This window comes from Jiella sp. M17.18 (assembly GCF_041027365.1).
GTDB lineage: Bacteria > Pseudomonadota > Alphaproteobacteria > Rhizobiales > Rhizobiaceae > VKMB-3413.
In genome coordinates, this window is the sequence record NZ_JBFTEH010000002.1 from 490,026 (window position 1) to 506,253 (window position 16,228).

At 66.8% G+C, this 16,228-nt stretch carries 12 protein-coding genes; 7 read left to right on the plus strand and 5 right to left on the minus strand.

All coding sequences use genetic code 11. The features are described from left to right. Positions 1-71 precede the first annotated feature (71 nt). Complete coding sequence (locus AB5S17_RS05750; RefSeq protein ID WP_369237068.1) at positions 72-281, plus strand: hypothetical protein; 210 nt, start codon at positions 72-74, stop codon at positions 279-281. Between the two features lie 430 nt (positions 282-711). Next, a complete protein-coding gene (locus AB5S17_RS05755) occupies positions 712-1,281 on the plus strand; it encodes a hypothetical protein (RefSeq protein WP_369237070.1) in 570 nt (189 codons plus the stop codon). Between the two features lie 97 nt (positions 1,282-1,378). Here AB5S17_RS05755 and AB5S17_RS05760 read toward each other — a convergent pair whose 3' ends face one another. The 3 genes from AB5S17_RS05760 to AB5S17_RS05770 form a co-directional block, all read right to left on the minus strand. Continuing rightward, positions 1,379-2,785: an HlyD family type I secretion periplasmic adaptor subunit gene (locus AB5S17_RS05760; protein ID WP_369237072.1), complete on the minus strand. Its 1,407-nt coding sequence runs from the start codon at positions 2,783-2,785 to the stop codon at positions 1,379-1,381. Beyond that, on the minus strand, positions 2,782-4,587 hold the full coding sequence (locus AB5S17_RS05765; protein ID WP_369237074.1) for a type I secretion system permease/ATPase: 1,806 nt from the start codon (positions 4,585-4,587) through the stop codon (positions 2,782-2,784). Before AB5S17_RS05765 ends, AB5S17_RS05760 begins: the two co-directional genes overlap by 4 nt. Before the next feature lie 151 nt (positions 4,588-4,738). Beyond that, positions 4,739-6,685, minus strand: a complete 1,947-nt coding sequence (locus AB5S17_RS05770) for a right-handed parallel beta-helix repeat-containing protein (RefSeq protein WP_369237076.1) — start codon at positions 6,683-6,685, stop codon at positions 4,739-4,741. Between the two features lie 490 nt (positions 6,686-7,175). Here AB5S17_RS05770 and AB5S17_RS05775 point away from each other — a divergent pair, with 490 nt between their 5' ends. The 5 genes from AB5S17_RS05775 (at position 7,176) to AB5S17_RS05795 (ending at position 13,756) form a co-directional block, all read left to right on the plus strand. Next, positions 7,176-8,204: an NAD-dependent epimerase/dehydratase family protein gene (locus tag AB5S17_RS05775; RefSeq protein WP_369237078.1), complete on the plus strand. Its 1,029-nt coding sequence runs from the start codon at positions 7,176-7,178 to the stop codon at positions 8,202-8,204. Between the two features lie 82 nt (positions 8,205-8,286). Beyond that, a complete protein-coding gene (locus AB5S17_RS05780; RefSeq protein ID WP_369237080.1) occupies positions 8,287-9,759 on the plus strand; it encodes an exopolysaccharide biosynthesis polyprenyl glycosylphosphotransferase in 1,473 nt (490 codons plus the stop codon). A 101-nt stretch (positions 9,760-9,860) separates the two neighbouring features. Continuing rightward, complete coding sequence (locus AB5S17_RS05785) at positions 9,861-11,261, plus strand: UDP-glucose/GDP-mannose dehydrogenase family protein (RefSeq protein ID WP_369237082.1); 1,401 nt, start codon at positions 9,861-9,863, stop codon at positions 11,259-11,261. Between the two features lie 248 nt (positions 11,262-11,509). Further along, entirely contained in the window at positions 11,510-12,661 is a 1,152-nt protein-coding gene (locus AB5S17_RS05790; protein WP_369237084.1) for a hypothetical protein, read from the plus strand. A 462-nt stretch (positions 12,662-13,123) separates the two neighbouring features. Further along, positions 13,124-13,756, plus strand: coding sequence for a class I SAM-dependent methyltransferase (locus AB5S17_RS05795; protein ID WP_369237086.1), 633 nt, complete (start codon positions 13,124-13,126; stop codon positions 13,754-13,756). A 150-nt stretch (positions 13,757-13,906) separates the two neighbouring features. On the opposite strand, the gene AB5S17_RS05800 is transcribed toward AB5S17_RS05795, so the two are convergent. Beyond that, positions 13,907-14,719 (minus strand): glycosyltransferase family 2 protein, encoded by an 813-nt coding sequence (locus AB5S17_RS05800; protein WP_369237088.1) that lies wholly within the window; start codon positions 14,717-14,719, stop codon positions 13,907-13,909. A 38-nt stretch (positions 14,720-14,757) separates the two neighbouring features. Beyond that, a complete protein-coding gene (locus AB5S17_RS05805; RefSeq protein ID WP_369237090.1) occupies positions 14,758-16,029 on the minus strand; it encodes a lipopolysaccharide biosynthesis protein in 1,272 nt (423 codons plus the stop codon). Positions 16,030-16,228 lie beyond the last annotated feature (199 nt).

The window sequence follows — 16,228 nt, forward strand, 5'->3', positions numbered from 1 at the left end:
TGGTCGCAAATTAACTTGACAGGTTAGGATCTCGCGTTACAGATGCAGATAGGGAGAAGGAGTACGATTTCTTGATGCAACAGGTGGTTTTGCACGGAACCTCAACTCCGGGCGAGATCGACGACGGGCCGCAGGTCACCATTCCGCTGTCCACGGCGTTGTCGATCCTGCGCATGTTGAACAGCGCCCTCGATGACGCAGGTGTCGCAGGCGAAGCGCGGCGGTGGGTTACGACAGTACGCGACATGATCGCTGACCGCGTGGAGCATTCCCGCGACTGAAGCAATGCGCCGGAGTAGCGTGCTTGACTCGACGCTCCGGAGATGGCGGCTGGAAAGCGCGCCGATCGATTCCGCGAGGGGAGCATCTTGGACCGGCGGTCTGACGCAGCTGCAACGTGCTCCGTCCCTTGCTGGCATAACCACGGGCTTTGCCTCTGACGCAGCCCTATAGCACGACGAAGACCCGCGCGCGGCACGCCGATATCCCGCCCGACAGCTTCGTTCGGACCCTGTCTGCCGGCAAGCCGGACCGGATGGAGCCGCCGACAGCGCGGGATGTTCCGGCGACCCGGCGAGTTAGCCCGTCCGGCTAGTTGTCCGCCTTGCCGCGACGGGCCACCTTCTCTGCCGAAGATGCCGGCAGCCTGTCGGGCCCCGTGGGACGACCGCGGAAGGGCCGCCTGCCGGCGCCGCGCGGATAGGCAGGCTGATGACGGCGATCGATCTCGACTGGCAGGGGCCGTATCCCCTGTCCGACATGGGCCTGCAAGCCCCGAAGGCCGACGATCGGACCGGCGTCTACCTTGTCATCCAGCAGATCAGCCGGGGGCCCGATGTCTTCGTCGGATCCAGCACGAATCTCGGCTTCCGCTTCCGTGCGCACATCCAGGCTGTGCTTGGCTTGAACACGTATATCCGGCGGGACAACGGCAGCCGCCACCCGAAGGACTCCCCGGTCACCCAGTTCTGGACGCGCGTCTCAAACCTTGCTGCGGAAGTCGAGCTGTGTCTGAGGGCTCTGGACGCGACGTCGTTTGCCTGGGCCGAAGCCCCGCGCGAGCATATTGGAGCGATCGAGGCGCTGATCTACGCAAGCCTGATGTCGCACCAGAAGAAGGGGCTGATCCTCGTCAGCAACATCGCCCGCGTCCCGCGCGTCGGCGCCTTCGAGGAGACGCAGCTGACCCATGCGGGCTCCCGGCCGGTGGTGGAACTGCTGGCGCAAGGGGCTGCGCCGGTCGGTCCGGCCGAGGACAAGCCGGCCGGGAGCCCGGCCTGACGGGCCCCATCGGCCCGCCTGCGGAAAGACTCGCCACTGATTTCGCTCGGACGAGCCGCCCCGCCGCACGGATCGTGCGACGGAATGCGGCACCGCGTCAGTGCTCCCGGAATGCGTGGTTCATGCTGTCGAGGAGCGGCCGGAAGAGGTAATTCACAAAGGTCCGGTCGCCGGTCCTGATGTAGGTCTCGACCGACATTCCGGGGTAGATCTCCCTCGCGATCGCCTTGCTCTCCTTCGTCTTGTCCATCTGCACCTTGGCGACGTAATAGGCCCGCTGCGTCTTCTGATCGACCAGCCGGTCGGCGGAGACATAGGTGATCTTGCCGGGCAGTTTCGGCGTCGTGCGGGCGTTCAGGGCGCTGAAGCGCATTGTCGCCTCCTGGCCGATCCGAACGGTGTCGATGTCGCGGGGGTCGACCCGCGCTTCCACGAGCAGATCCTCGCCGGTGGGCAGGATTTCCGCCAGTTCCTCACCGGCTCCGATGACGCTTCCGACGCTGTTGAAGCTGACCTGGACGACGATGCCGTCGGTGGGCGAGCGCACCTTCGTGCGGGCCAGCCGATCTTCCGCCGCCCGAAGCTGTTCCTGGGTGCTGGAAAGGTCGGTTCTCACGTCGTTGATCTCCGAGGCAGCGGTCTCCGACAGCTGGTTCGACAGGCGGGCCAACTGCTCCTGCGCTTCGAGCTGCTGGCTGTGCGTCGTCATGATCGTCGTGCCGGTCTGGCCGATCTGGCCGACGAGATCCGCCTCGCTGCGCAGGAGAGCGGAGTACTCAGAGCGATCGGTCAGCCCCTTCTTCAGGAGTTCTTCCTTGCGCGAGCCTTCGTCGCGGACGATCTTCAGCTGATCCTCGAGCGCGGTCTTCTGAAACTTCAGCCCGTCCACCTGGTCGCCGAGTGCCTTGATCTGCTGGTCCAGGATTGCCCGTTCGCGGTCCAGCCGCTTCTTGCGGCTGTCGAACTCGGCACGCTGCTCGCGCAGCCGGTCCTCATGCCCCAAATGCTCCGCGTCGGCGATGAGGCTGTCGGGGAAGACCAGCATCTCGGCTCCGTCACGTTCGGCGACAAGACGGGCGAGACGCGCTCTCAGAGCGATGACCTTTGCCTTCAACTCGCTTGTCTGGGCCTGAGCGACGGTATCGTCCAGCCCGAAGAGGATCTGGCCGCGCTTCACCCGATCCCCCTCGGACACGAGAATCTTGCGGATGATGCCGCCCTCCAGATGCTGGACTTTCTGATTCCGGCCGGCGGCGACGACGACGCCCGAGGCGACCGCCGCGCCGGCGATCGGGGCGGTCGTTCCCCAGACGCCGAAGAAGGCGGCGAAGACCGTGCTCGCGCCCACGCCGAGGATTGTGGAGCGGCGGATGGTCGTCGGGATGGACGCCGTCCAGCTATCCCCGCGCATAACCACCGCGCCTCCTGCCGGCGGTCCACTGCCGAAGATCCGCCGCAGGAGCGGCATCGCGCGGAATGCGGGTTCGAAGAAGGCCATCGTCATGCCGCTCCTCCCATCAGGGAGTGCCGCGCGACCTCGTCCCTCACCTGTTCAATGGTCGACGCCGGACGGGACGAAGCGCGCCGCGATCCTGCGGCGACGACCGTCGGCAAGGGCTGCGCCCGGCGGCGCACCGCGTCGTCGCGCAGACGGGACAGGACGTCCTCGGTCTTGCCGAAAGCCTCGACGGCACCCTCGCGCAGGATCATCACGAGATCAGCTTTTTCGACGATTCCCATCCGCTGCGTGATCATCACCACCGTCACGCCGTCGGCCTTCGCCTGGGCCACCGCCTCCTCCAGCGCCGCCTCGCCGTCGCGATCGAGATTGGCGTTCGGCTCGTCGAGCACCAGGAGGCGCGGCGCGCCGTAGAAGGCGCGGGCCAGGGCAATGCGCTGGCGCTGGCCGCCGGAGAGCCTCAGGCCGCTCGGTCCGATCAGCGTGTCGTAACCGAGCGGCAGCTTCTGGATCATAGCGTGGACCTGCGCCCGCTCCGCCGCCCGCACGACCGCGCGATCCTCGGCTTCGGGATCGAAGCGCCCGATGTTCTCGGCGATCGTGCCCGGCAGGATCTCGCAGTCCTGCGGGACGTATCCGACGAAGCGGCCGAGCATCTCCCGGTCCCAGTGGTCGATGTCGGAGCCGTCGATCCGCACCGCGCCGGACCGCGCCCGCAGATTGCCCACGATCGCCTGCGCCAGCGTCGACTTCCCGGCGCCCGACGGTCCGATGATCGCGAGGCATTGACCGGCGGAAATCCGCGCCTCGATCCGCTTCAGGAGCGGATCCGGCGCGCCGCCTCCGGGGGCGAGAACGACTAGGTTGTCGATGTGCAGATCGCCGGCCGGATCGGGCAGTTCGGTCCCCGACCGGCGGCCGGACACGGAGCGCAACGCCTCGTCCAGCCGTCCCCAGGATGCCCGCGCATCGGCCAGGGACCGCCAGCCCGCGATGACCTGGTCGATCGGCTGCAGACCCCGGCCGGAGATCAGCGAGGAGGCGAAGATCATGCCGGCGGTCATCTCGCCGGAAAGCGTCAGATAGCCGCCGACCCCGAGGATCGCGACCTGCAGACCCAGCCGGACGGTTCGCGAGGTGCCGGCGAAGAAGGCCGCAAAGCCGTTCGTGCGGTCCTGGACGGACAGCGAGCCGGCCTCCCAGAGACCCCAGCGCCTGGCGACGCTGCCGGTCATCCCCATTGCGCCGATGCTTTCGGCATTGCGCACGAAGGACTGCGCCGAGAGGATCGCTGCGGCCGCATGCGCGCTGGCCGGCTCGGCGAGCCGGGTCGTCACGGCGTGGTTCACGAAGGCGAGCGCCACCAGCGCGGCCGCTCCGCCGAGCGTCAGGAAGAACAGCGCGGGGTGGACGAAATAGAGGAGGCCGATGAAGATCGGCGCGAACGGCAGGTCGAGATAGGCGAAGATCGTCTTGCCGCCGATGAAGGAGCGCAGCACCGCCAGGTCGCGCAGCGGCTGGGTGTCGCCCAGCGAGGCACGCGGCCCCTGCATGGACGCCAGCAGCGCCCGCTCGCCGAGGACGGCGGTCAGCCGCATCGACAGCCGTGCGGCGATGAAGCCGCGCACGGCATCGAGGATGCCGAGGAGGATCAAAGCGCCGACAGCGATGAGCGATATGTACAGGAGCGTGTCGAGCGAGCCGGAGGACAGCACGCGGTCGTAGACCTGCAGCATGTAGATCGGCTGGACCAGCAACAGCAGGTTCACGATCAACGAAAAGGCGAAGATGCCGCACATGCCGGGCAGGATGCTCCGCATGGCGGTCGCCAGTGGACTTGACGTCATCGGTTCAACTTTCGACGCTCGGGGCGGGCGCTCAGCCGCCTGCGGTCTATACGATGCGAGAATGCGCGCCCGACGAAGCTTGAGGGACGCTCCCCGTTGGGCGCGCGGTCGAGCCTGCCGGCCAGTGCGGCAGGCCGGCAGGCTCGATCGGTCAGACGATCATGAAGTGATCGGCATGCAGCTGGTCCGCCGTCACGCCGTCGATCGTCAGCTGGTTGCCGCCGTAGGAGATGACCGTGTCGGAACCGACCGTATGGGCGGCCGCGAGGATCTGGCTCACCGACGAGAAGTCGTTGTCCGGCAGCGCGATCTTGTCGTGCGCGGTGCCGTTCGCCTGGAAGTCCAGGATGTTGTCGTTCCCGGCGTCCTGATCGAAGAAGAAGGTGTCTGCACCCGCTCCGCCGCTCAGAAGGTCATGGCCCGCCTTGCCTTCCAGGAAGTCGTCGCCGCCGAGCCCGAAGATCGTGTCGTTGCCGACGGTGCCGTCGATGTCGTCATGGCCGTCATGGCCGTTGATCGAGGCCGCGGTCGGCTGCGGCAGGGTCGAGCCCGTACCCGTGTCGCCCGGCGTCGTGACGGGCGTGCTTGGCCCCGAAGGAGTGCTCGGCGTCGACGGCGTGCTGGGGCTCGAGGGCGTGCTCGGCGTGGACGGCTGAGACACCGTCGAGCCGCCGTCGATCCAGGTGCTCGTGTCCGGAATGTTGGAGCTCAGCGTCGAGCCTTGGCCCTCGCCGGAGTCCTTCAGATAGGCCTCGAAGTTGTCGCCGTCCGGAAAGTCGCCCCACCGCCAGTGATCGCCGTCGTTCATGTAGTAGTGGTTGTCGGCGAAGACGTTGCCGCCGTTGAGCATGCCGGCTTCATTATAGTCGGCGACGCCCCCGGTCGCGCCGTTGCCGCTCGACGACACGATGGTGTTGTCGTGGATGTAGTTGTTGGTTGTGGTGTGTTCGCCATAGGCGCCGGAGCCGCGATCCTGCTGGATCAGCCCGATGCCGTTGAGCCCGCCGGACATGTCGACCTTGTTGTCGTAGACCTCGACGTTCTGCGAGTTCTGCAACTGGATCTGCGAGCCCCAGAGCCAGTTGCCGCCCAGCGCCGAGCCGTTGCCCATGACGACGTTGTCGCGGATCACCGCATCGTACGAAATTTCGTGGCTGATGCCGCCATTGTCGTTGTTGACGACGAGATTGCCCTCGTAAAGCGTGTGGATGTTGTCGATGTCGGTCCACAGTCCGAGGCCGTGGTTGTCGTGTGAGTAGTTGTCGCGGACGACGAGATTGTCGGTTTGGGCAAACTTCGCGCCGCCGCCTTCCCAGGTCGGATCGATGCCGGACCAGCCGCCGTTCGCGTGAATGTCATTGCCGGTGACGGTGATGTTGTCGCCGTTGCCGCCGAGACCCATCTCGCCGTTGTCGTGAACGTCGTTGCCGCTGATCGTGCTGCCACCCTGAACGGTGATGCCGACGCCGTAATTCAGACGGACCTCGTTGTTCGCCACGGTCCAGTTCTCGCCGCCCTGAATCGCGCCGTGCTGGGTGGGCGCGTCGAACTTCTGGATGGTGAGGTTCTGGACGGTGACGCCAGTCGAGTTGGAATCGAACGCCGCCGAAGCATTGCCGGCCTCGACCGTATGCCCGGCCGGATTGTCGGCGAAGTAGATCTTGTCGGCGGCATAGTCGAAGTAGAATGTGCCGGAATGCACCTTGTCGAGACTGTCGACCGGCGTCAGCGGCTTGTTGTCGATGAAGAAGGTCTCGGGAAAACCGGCACGCATGGCACCGTCGGCTCCCTCGTCGGTCGCGACGCGGGCGCCTTCCTGCGTTTGACCGCTGGCGACGAACAGACCGCCCTCCTGCTGAAAGCTGGTGATCTCGTGCGATCCGTCGAGGACGGCGCCCTGTGCACCGAGGAAGGTCTGGCCGTTCTTGGGATCGAGCGCTTGGGTCAGATGGTGGACCCCGCCCTCGAACCAGAAGGTGGCGCCGTTGGGCGCGTTGTCGATGATCGACTGATAATTGTCGCCGACATGCAGCACAATAGCGCCGCTTGGCATCGAGCTGGTTGTCGGCCCGAAGTTCGAATCAGGTGAGATTGTCATTTGTCTCTCGTGTTCGTGAAAAGGACATGAGCCACTCTGTGCCTGAATGGGACGATGATGTGTCTCCGACCGCCGATCCAGCGGTTGCACTGGATCTCTTGTTTGATTCCGGTGGCCTAGTGCTTCCTTGGAACGCGGCCGGCGAGGAGCCATTACTTCTGCGCGACCACGTACGGGTTGCGGAGCCGGGCATTCCCGCCTTCGTCTCGCCATGTTCGATTCGGTTTTCGGAGTAACCCGTTCGAGGTAGCGCCCCCTGTCGACGGCGCCGGCGACGCCCAGCAGCCGACCCTACGAGCGGCCGAGCAAGCGGAGCTTCGTGGTCTTTGCGAGCGAAAAGGCGCTAGGTCACAAGTATTAACGAGTTTTATTGGGCCCAGGAACGCCGCCGGGGGAAGGCTGTCGAGGATAAAGAGTAACTCTTTTGCAGACGTTATCCATTCTGTCGTTCTGTAGCAGGTTTGGCCATCATCAACGGAAGGCCAGCGCAATGTTGAATCACAGCCCGAAGAAGAAGATCCTGGTGACCGGCGCGGGCGGCTTTATTGCCCATCACCTTGCCTGCCGCCTCAAGGAGATGGGTCACTGGGTCCGCGGTGCGGACGTCAAGCTGCCGGAATACAGCCTGACCAAAGCCGACGAGTTCCTGCAGGTCGATCTACGCGACCGCGACAACTGCGATGCCGCGGTGAAGGGCATGGACGAGGTCTATCACCTCGCGGCCGACATGGGCGGCATCGGCTATATCAGCCAGTCGCACGCCGAGATCACCGTCAACAACACGCTGATGGACGTCAACATGGTCGCGGCCGCCCAGGCTGCGGGTGTCAAGCGGCTGCTCTATTCGTCCTCCGCCTGCGTCTATCCGCAGTTCCTGCAGCACGATCCCGACGTCACGCCGCTGCGCGAGGAGGACGCCTTCCCGGCACAGCCCGAGGAAGGCTACGGTCTCGAGAAGCTCTACACCGAGAAGCTCTGCCAGTACTTCACCGAGGACTACGGCATGGAAACGCGCGTCGTGCGCTTCCACAATGTCTACGGCCCCCTCGGCACCTATGACGGCGGACGCGAGAAGGCGCCGGCGGCGATCTCGCGCAAGATCGCGATGGCCCGCGACGGCGACGCGATCGAGATCTGGGGCGACGGCAAGCAGACGCGTTCCTTCATGTACATCGACGACTGCGTCGAGGGCATCATCCGCATCATGCAGTCCGATCATCGCGAGCCGCTGAATCTCGGCACCGATGAACTTGTGACCATCGACGAACTCGTCGACATCGTCGCCGAGGCGTCCGGCAAGACGATCGGCAAGCGCCACGACACCTCCAAGCCGCAGGGCGTGCGCGGCCGCAACAGCGACAATTCCCGCCTGCGCCAGGTGCTCGGCTGGGAACCGGCGATCCACCTGCGCCAGGGGATCGTCCCGACCTACAGCTGGATCTCCGGCCAGGTCTCCGAGCGGCGTCCGGGTGCGGGCACGGCGGGCACCATTGCTGCGGTCGCCGCGCCGAACCGCTGATCGGCTCCGACAGCGTCTCCTGAAGTAGCGCAGACCGGCAGGCGGGCCCTCGCCTGCCGCGTCTCGGCAGCGGAGCTGTGCAATGACCAATGTGGATCTTGCGACCCCTGGCGCTGCGGTCGAGGCTGCGCTTCGGTCGGATGCGGCTGCGAGCCTGGCAAAGGTTGCAGCAAGCGGTCAGCGCTGGCGTCGGCAGAAGGTTGCAGCCGCGCTCGCTGCAGCCGATGCGGCGAGCGCGGCGTTTGCCGCGTTCCTGCTCCACGCGGCAGGCGGCGCGATCGGTGTCCGCGCGTTCGATCAGCCGGGCCCATTCATTGCCGGAGCGGCGGTTCTCCTCGTCTGCCTGCATCAGCTTCTCGGCTTCTACGACGGGGGCCGCACCAATCCTGTCGAGCGGTTCCGCGACCGGGTGCTCGCCGCCTGCATCTTCGCCACCTGCATCGCGATCGCCGTCGCCCCCCGCCTGCCTCTTGCGGCTGCAGTTGCGAGTGGCTTCCTCCTGGTCCTCGCCGAGGTCACGTTCGAAACGATCGCCGCTGCGGTCGCACGACGGGTCCTTGTACGGCTGGGGCTATGGCGCGAACCGGTGATCCTCGTCGGCACGGACGGGGACACGCAGGCGCTCGCGGCGACCCTGAATGCCTCGCCGAACGGCGGTTACCGCGCCGTCGCGACTTTCCGCCCTTCCGATTGGGTGGCCGCAGACCATGCAACGCCGCCGGCGACGCTCACCGCGCTACGGCGTCTCGGGGGAGTCGATTGCGCGCTTCTGATCTCGACCGGCGACCAGCAAGAGGACATGCGGATCGCCTCGCTGCTCGACGTGCCGAGCGTCATCATCCTCAAGGATGTCGGCTCGTTCCAAACACTCTGGCTGCAGCCACGCGCGATCGGCAATGCGTTCGGTATCGAGGTCCGGCGCAGCCTGCTGGTCGAATCCAATCTCAGGCTGAAACGGGTCTTCGACGTCGCCCTGGCCCTGCCTCTGGCGCTGGTCGCCCTGCCCCTCGTCGCGGTCTGCGCCGCCGCGATCCTCTGCGTGGATGGCGGCAATCCCTTCTACGCGCAGACACGTACCGGCCATCGCGGCCGGCCGTTCCGTGTCTGGAAACTGCGGTCGATGTACCGCGACGCGGAAGTCCGCCTTGCCCAGCATCTGGCGGAGGATCCGGCGGCGAGGGCCGAATGGGAGCGCTTCTTCAAGCTGGCGCGCGACCCCCGCATCCTGCCGGTCGTCGGCGCCTTCATCCGCCGCTCCAGCCTCGACGAGCTGCCGCAGCTCTTCAACGTCCTGCGCGGCGACATGAGCCTCGTCGGGCCGCGCCCGTTCCCCGCCTATCACCTCGCCGGCTTCGACCCGGACTTCCAGAGCCTCAGGGCAAGCGTCATCCCCGGCATCTCCGGGCTCTGGCAGATCACCGAGCGCAGCGACGCCGATCTTGCGGCGCAGAAGCGCTGCGACACCTACTACATCCGCAACTGGTCGATCTGGCTCGACCTGTGGATCCTCGTCCACACGCTACCGGCGGTCCTTGCCGCGCGTGGCGCGCGCTGACGCCCACGCCTGCTCCCGAACACCGAACTTCCAAGATCTCGGGCCGCGCAACCCACCGCACACACTGCCCGGCAAAGGTCCGTCAACTGCGGAGAGAGAGCATGATGAATGTATGTGTCGTCGGAACCGGCTATGTCGGTCTCGTTACCGGCGCCTGCCTCGCCGACCTCGGTCATGACGTCACCTGCGTCGATACCGACCGGCGCAAGATCGATACGCTGCTCGCCGGCGAGATTCCGATCTACGAGCCCGGACTCGAAAAGGTCGTCCGCTCCAACGTCGCAGCCGGACGCCTCGGATTCACCAGCGACCTGCGGCTGGCGATCGGCGCCGAGGAACTGGCGCTGTTCATCGCGGTCGGAACGCCGACCGGCGAGGACGGATCAGCCGACCTGACTGCCCTTCTCGCCGCCGCGCAGGAAGCGGCCGTGCTGCGCAGCGAGGCGCGCTCCGACGGATTCCTGATTCTCGTCGTGAAGTCGACCGTCCCGGTCGGCACCTGCCGGCGCGTCCAGGCGCTGGTCGAGCGGCACCTCCCTGCGAGCCGCTTCGCTGTCGTGTCGAACCCGGAATTCCTGCGCGAGGGCTGCGCGATCACGGACTTCATGCAGCCCGACCGCATCGTCGTCGGCTGCACCTCCTCGCGCGCGCTGATGGCGATGCGACGGCTCTACGCACCGCTGACCGCCAACGGCTACGCGCTTCTGGAGGTGTCGGCGATCGAAACCTCCGAGATGATCAAATACGCCTCGAACATCTTCCTGGCGACGAAGATCGGCCTCATCAACGAGTTCGCCCGGCTGTGCGAGACGCTCGGCGCGGATGTCGAGGAGTTGTCGCGCGGCATCGGGATGGATCACCGCATCGGTGCCCACAGCCTCAAGGCCGGCCCGGGCTTCGGCGGCTCGTGCTTTCCGAAGGACCTGCGGGCGCTGGTCGGGTTGGCGAGCGAACGCAACAGCCCGATGCTGATCGCCGAGGCGGTCATCGCGTCCAACGTGGAACAGAAGCGCGCGATGGCCCGCAAGGTAATCGACCTCATGGGCGGCGACGTTCAAAATGCCCGTATCGCGCTGCTCGGCCTCAGCTTCAAGGCCGGCACCGACGACGTTCGCGAAGCGCCCGCCCTCACCCTCCTCGCCCTCCTGCAGGCGGCCGGGGCGCGGATCGTCGCCTACGATCCCGCCGCGATCGCCAATGCGGCACAGCTCTTCCCCGACGTCGCCTACGCCGGCTCGGCGGAGGAAGCAATCAGGGGCGCGGATGCGGTCGTTGTCGCGACAGAGTGGAAGGACTTCCGCGAGATCGACTGGCGGGCGCTCGGGGCGAGGATGCCGCGCCCGCTCGTCGTCGACCTGCGCAACCTCCTGGATGGCGATGCGATCACCGGCCTCGGCTACGACTACGCGGCGCTTGGCCGGGGCGCCGCCGCAGACGCACCCCGGTCCCTGCCGGGGATGGACGCGGAAGCGACAGGCTCGACGGCCGCCGCCGGCGCCTAGGAGGTGGCGCGCCGCAGGTGCCGCCGGCCGAGACGTCGCCGGGCGATCTCAGTGCCTCGCCGATTCCGCGAAAGTCCAGGCGGGGCTTCCCGCGCCGTATCGCGCCGGCGGGACCGACAGCGAATGCGCCGGCTTCCCGCGAGCGACGCCTGCGCCCCTCGCTCCGGCGGTAATCCTTTGGTGTCGGTGGAGGCGCCGTGCCCGGGCGGCTACGGTTGCCGCCACCTGTGCCGCGGGATCCTCCTGGTATGACCACCGTTAGAAGCCGCGTGAGATATGTCCTCCTCACGATCGACCGCGAACCGGTCGAACTGGATCTGCGGGCCTATAGGGATCCCTTTCCCGACACCTTCCTCGAATACTATGCGAACTGCTTCAACATCCTCGAAGACCTGCACGGCTTCGACGACTGGACGGTGTATATCGTCTGGAACTACCAGTTCATCCCGGACCTGCCGTCCTACGGCGACAGGGTGATCGTGCTGATCCTGCAGGACGAATACGGCGCCATTCCCCGCTACGTCGATCGCGTCGCCTATGTCTTCAAGGCCTACGGCTTCCGTCCCTGCATCGACTGGCGCGCCTGCTTCCGGCATCCCGCCACGCTGTCGAAGGCCGTGCGCGACCTGGCGAACTGGCTCTACCATATCGGCGTCTATGTCGGGCAGAACGGCATCCGCCTGCCGTCGACCCGGTGCGAGGTCGTCCCGCTCGGCTATGCGCGGCAGATCGCCCAGCCGATCAGGCCGCCGTCCGAGCGGCCCTATTTCATGTCCTTCGTCGGCAGCGTGGAACAAGAGCGCTACGGCCCCTTCTCGCCGAAGCGGTGGATCGGCACGCCGAAGGCGGTGGCCCGGTCGACGATGACCGCGGCGCTGAAGCGGCTCGCGGCAACCCAGCCCGACATCGTCCACTGCGAAACGGCCTCCTTCATGCAGAGCATCCTGTCCGACGGGGTGCGCTATTCGCAGATCCTGGCCGACACGCGCATCTGCCTCGCCCCGCGGGGCTCGTCGAGCGAGACCTACCGGTTCTTCGAGGGGATGCGGCAGGGCTGCGTCGTGCTCTGCGACCGCCTGCCGGGACACTGGTTCTACCAGGGATGCCCGGCGATCCAGATCGAGGACTGGCGGCGGCTGCACGAAGTTGCGGCGAAACTGCGCGGCAGCCCGGCGCTGATCGACGACCTCCACCATCGATCGCTGCAGTGGTGGGAGGAGAAGTGCTCCGAGACCGCGCTCGCCCGCCGCATGTCCACATGCCTTGCCGGCCTGGCGACAGTCGAACCGGAAGAACGCGCCGCAGCCGGCGGATTGCCTCCCCCGCTGACGCCGGCCGCAGAGGCGGCCGACGCGACGAGTGCCAACGGGTGGCAACGGGGGGCTCGCCGCGCCCCGTGACAGGCCGAACCGTCGTCCCCGCCTGAACGGCGAAGCTGTACTTCACAGGTGAACCGGACGCCGAGCGGCGCGTATCAAACTGGACGTACCACCCCGGCCCTTTTGGAAGGGCCTGACGCTGCGTGGCAAAGTTCCTCGGCTTCCCCACCCGCCAGCGAGATCGACTCTCCCGGATGTCTGGAATTCCCGCGTCGCGCCGCGTGGCTCCGGTCCGGCTGCTCACCTCGATGAAGCAGCGCAGCGGGGCGGAAACGGCCCGACTGCTGATCGCCACGGCGGCGCAGCGCATCGTCGTCTCCCGGCTGGATCGCCGCCTGGACGCCGCTCTTGGCAGCGACATGACGGGCCGGATCGCGCCGGAGCACCTCGGCTTCGGCCGAGGGCGGCAGTGCCGCCAACAACGGCTATCAGGCGACCAGCGGCCTGAACCTGTGGCTTTTGCTGCGAGCGCTCGCCATCGACGTGGAACGCTTCACCTTCATCGACATCGGCTGCGGCATGGGGCGTCCACTCTGCATCGCCGCGCGCTGCGCCTTTCGCCGGGTGGTCGGAGTGGAACTGTCGCCAATGCTGGCGCAGCAGGCCGAGCGGAACGCCGCGGCCGTGATACGCTTCGGCAAGGCGCGGTGCGACAACGGCCACATCGTCAACCAGAACGCGATCGACTTCGAGCTACCGTACGAAGACTGCGTCATCTTCCTGTTCAACCCCTTCGACGCGGAAATCCTGGCTCGGGTTCTCGCGAACATCGAGGAACGGGTGCGCGACGGCCACAAGATCTACTTTATCCATCAGAACCCCGTTCATCGCTCCGTTCTCCAGGCGTCGAGGCTGCTCCGCCCCTTGCCGATCGCGATGCTGAAGAGCGCCGTCATCGGCCTGCTGACACCGGGGCATCGGGCACTCTACGAATGTCCCGAACGACGGCACCTCGCGGATCAGCTGACGCATCTGCCGGTTGGAGCAGCGCCCTCGCCCAGCGGCGTCGGTGCGACTTGCCGCCGTGCTCATGGCGGTCCTGGATCACTCTGCCGCCCAATCGTGCGACAGCCGCCCTCAAGCACCGTCGCAACCATCCGCTCCTGCAGCCGATAGAGGATGTGCCTCGCGTCCATGCCGGCGTCCGCTTCCGATCGGCATGCCGGACCGGTCCAGGATTCCAGCGGTCTCGGCGCGTCAGCGGGAGGATTTCGCCTGATCTCCTGCCACCCTATGATGGATGTGTGTCGGCCGGTCGGACCTCGCTCAGAAATAGCTCTGCGCTGCCGGGTTGAACCGCGTTTGGACGGCGCGCTGCATCTTGTGCGCCATCCAGCCCGGATTGCGCAGGTTGAACCAGCCCTTGAGGAGCTGCTTCCAGAACAGCCGCTCCCAGTTCGAGCCGGGCCCGAAGGCCTCCAGCACCTGCTGCGCCTCGCGCCTCGCGCGGCTGGCATTGACGACGCTGTTGTTGATGCCGGTGCGCCGGAAACAGGTGAGCGGGGCGGCGACGCGCGCATAGGGTTCCTGCGCCAGGGCTCGTGCGAAGAGCTCGTAGTCGCCGGCGTCCTTGTAGTCGATGTTGAAGCCGCCGAGCCGCATGAAGAGGTCGCGCGAGAAGTAGGTCGACATGTGCATGATCGGGTTCCAGCCGAGACAGGCCTGCATCCGTGCCGACATCCATGCTGGGGGGGCCGCGAGCTCGCCGAGGCTGTCGCCGCGCTGGTCGATCCAGCGGATGCCGCCGACGATCCAGCCGCGGCCGCTGCGGCGATACGCGCCGGCGATCGCCTCGAGCGCGCCGTCGAGCATGATGTCGTCCGAGCCGAGGAAGCCGAGCAGGTCGCCCTGCGAATTGAACGAGCCCTTGTTGATCGCGTCGAAGATCCCCTTGTCCTTGCCCTGGATGATGCGAAGGCCATTCGCCCGGGCGATGTCGATCGTCGCATCGGTGCTGCCAGCATCGACGATCACGTGGTCGATCTCGTAGCTCGGATGGCGGTTCCGCTGTACCGAGGCGATGCAGGCGCCGAGGAATTCGGCTCCGTTCAGCGTTGGGGTGACGACGGTGATGATCATGGCTCGTTGTCCTTAGATGCGGAGGGGTTCATCGGGTCTTACGGCTTGCCGGTGACCGGCTCGCCGATCGCGGGTGTCGCGCCCTCGATCTCCGGCCGGATCCGTGCGGCGATCGCGATGACGATGAAGGCGCTGCGGACGATCATTCCGAGCATCGCGATCGCACAGGCGCCCGTGATCCCGAAATAGACGGTCGCGGGATAGATGCAGGCGAGGACGGCCAGCGTGGAGGCGACGTCAGCGACGAGGCCGGCCCGACCGCCATTGACGCCGTGCAGATGCGCGCACCCGGCGGCGGCGGCGTAGCTGAAGAAGCATGAGGCGGCCATCAGCCGGATCGGCGTCAGGATCGCCGCGTCGTCGAGCCTTGCGCGATAAGCAAGCGCGAGCAGCTCGCCTGGCATGACGATCATGATGGCGACGAAGGCGCCGATGATCGGGAGCCCGGTGGCGATGAACGGCCAGGAGGCGCTGAGCGCCGAGCGCTCGCCCTGCGCATGGGCGCGCGCGGCGGCCTGCGGAATGACGTTGGCGACGCCGGTTTGGACGGGGTTGATGACGTTGGCGATGTTCGCGGCGGCTTGGAACAGGCCTGCCGCCGCCGCGCCGGCGACGAAGGTCAGCACCCAAGGCAGGCTCTGGCCCCGCAGGATCTGGAACAGGTTGCTGCTGAGCGACCAGATCCCGAGGGACCAGAAATCCCGGAACGTCGCGACGAGCGGCAGCGGCGAGACGCCGGCGGGCCGCACCTGCAGGAACTGGATCGCCGCACCGAGGAGCGAGGTCAGCGCCATCATGATGAGGGCAGTGCCAAGGTCGAGGCCGAAATAGCGCGCGACCACGAGGACCAGCACGACCTGCCCGAGATAGCTCGCCATGTCGCCGAGCACGGCGTCGCGGTGCCGGAAATTCGACAGGAGGCCGCGGCGCAGCGCCTCCTGCAGCTGTCCGGCGGCGAGCGCCAGGAAGGCCGGCCAGAACAGCCCGGCATGGACGAAGCGCGCGGTGACCGCTGCCAGCAGCACCGCGATCGGCGTGCCGAGAACAGCGGTCAAAAGGAGCCCGGTGGCGATCAGGCGCCGTCGTTCCAGCTCGCCGACGATGGCGCCGCGCACCGACAGCGGATAGAAGATCAACGCCCCGCAGAACACCTGCATCAGCGAGATGATGCCGATGAACATGGCATAGCCGCCATAGATCGACATCGGCAGATGTCGGGCGAGGACGATGTTGAACAGAAACGTGCCGAGGCTGAGGACGCCCTGGTCAACCAGCGTCCAGGTCGCGGCTGGAAGGCGCAGAGGCCTCATCGGCCCTCCTCCCCGCGATGGGCATGGCGCCTACGAGCGCTCCGCGCGGCGGAGCCGGCCGTGGGCTGCCGGCGACGGGCGGAGTTGAGGGGCGAGAGGTCGGCGCAGCCGCTGTGCGAGATGTCCATCGATCAGCCGTCGGGGAAGGAGACACGCTGCAGTCTTCGGGACACGCCCGCCGGCTTCAACAATCCGGAAG

Bases quoted from the DNA above. Each gene is read 5' to 3' on its own strand.
- AB5S17_RS05755 (WP_369237070.1), top strand. From the start codon at position 712: ATGACGGCGATCGATCTCGACTGGCAGGGGCCGTATCCCCTGTCCGAC.
- AB5S17_RS05760 (WP_369237072.1), bottom strand. From the start codon at position 2,785: ATGACGATGGCCTTCTTCGAACCCGCATTCCGCGCGATGCCGCTCCTG.
- AB5S17_RS05765 (WP_369237074.1), bottom strand. From the start codon at position 4,587: ATGACGTCAAGTCCACTGGCGACCGCCATGCGGAGCATCCTGCCCGGC.
- AB5S17_RS05770 (WP_369237076.1), bottom strand. From the start codon at position 6,685: ATGACAATCTCACCTGATTCGAACTTCGGGCCGACAACCAGCTCGATG.
- AB5S17_RS05775 (WP_369237078.1), top strand. From the start codon at position 7,176: ATGTTGAATCACAGCCCGAAGAAGAAGATCCTGGTGACCGGCGCGGGC.
- AB5S17_RS05780 (WP_369237080.1), top strand. From the start codon at position 8,287: ATGACCAATGTGGATCTTGCGACCCCTGGCGCTGCGGTCGAGGCTGCG.
- AB5S17_RS05785 (WP_369237082.1), top strand. From the start codon at position 9,861: ATGATGAATGTATGTGTCGTCGGAACCGGCTATGTCGGTCTCGTTACC.
- AB5S17_RS05790 (WP_369237084.1), top strand. From the start codon at position 11,510: ATGACCACCGTTAGAAGCCGCGTGAGATATGTCCTCCTCACGATCGAC.
- AB5S17_RS05800 (WP_369237088.1), bottom strand. From the start codon at position 14,719: ATGATCATCACCGTCGTCACCCCAACGCTGAACGGAGCCGAATTCCTC.
- AB5S17_RS05805 (WP_369237090.1), bottom strand. From the start codon at position 16,029: ATGAGGCCTCTGCGCCTTCCAGCCGCGACCTGGACGCTGGTTGACCAG.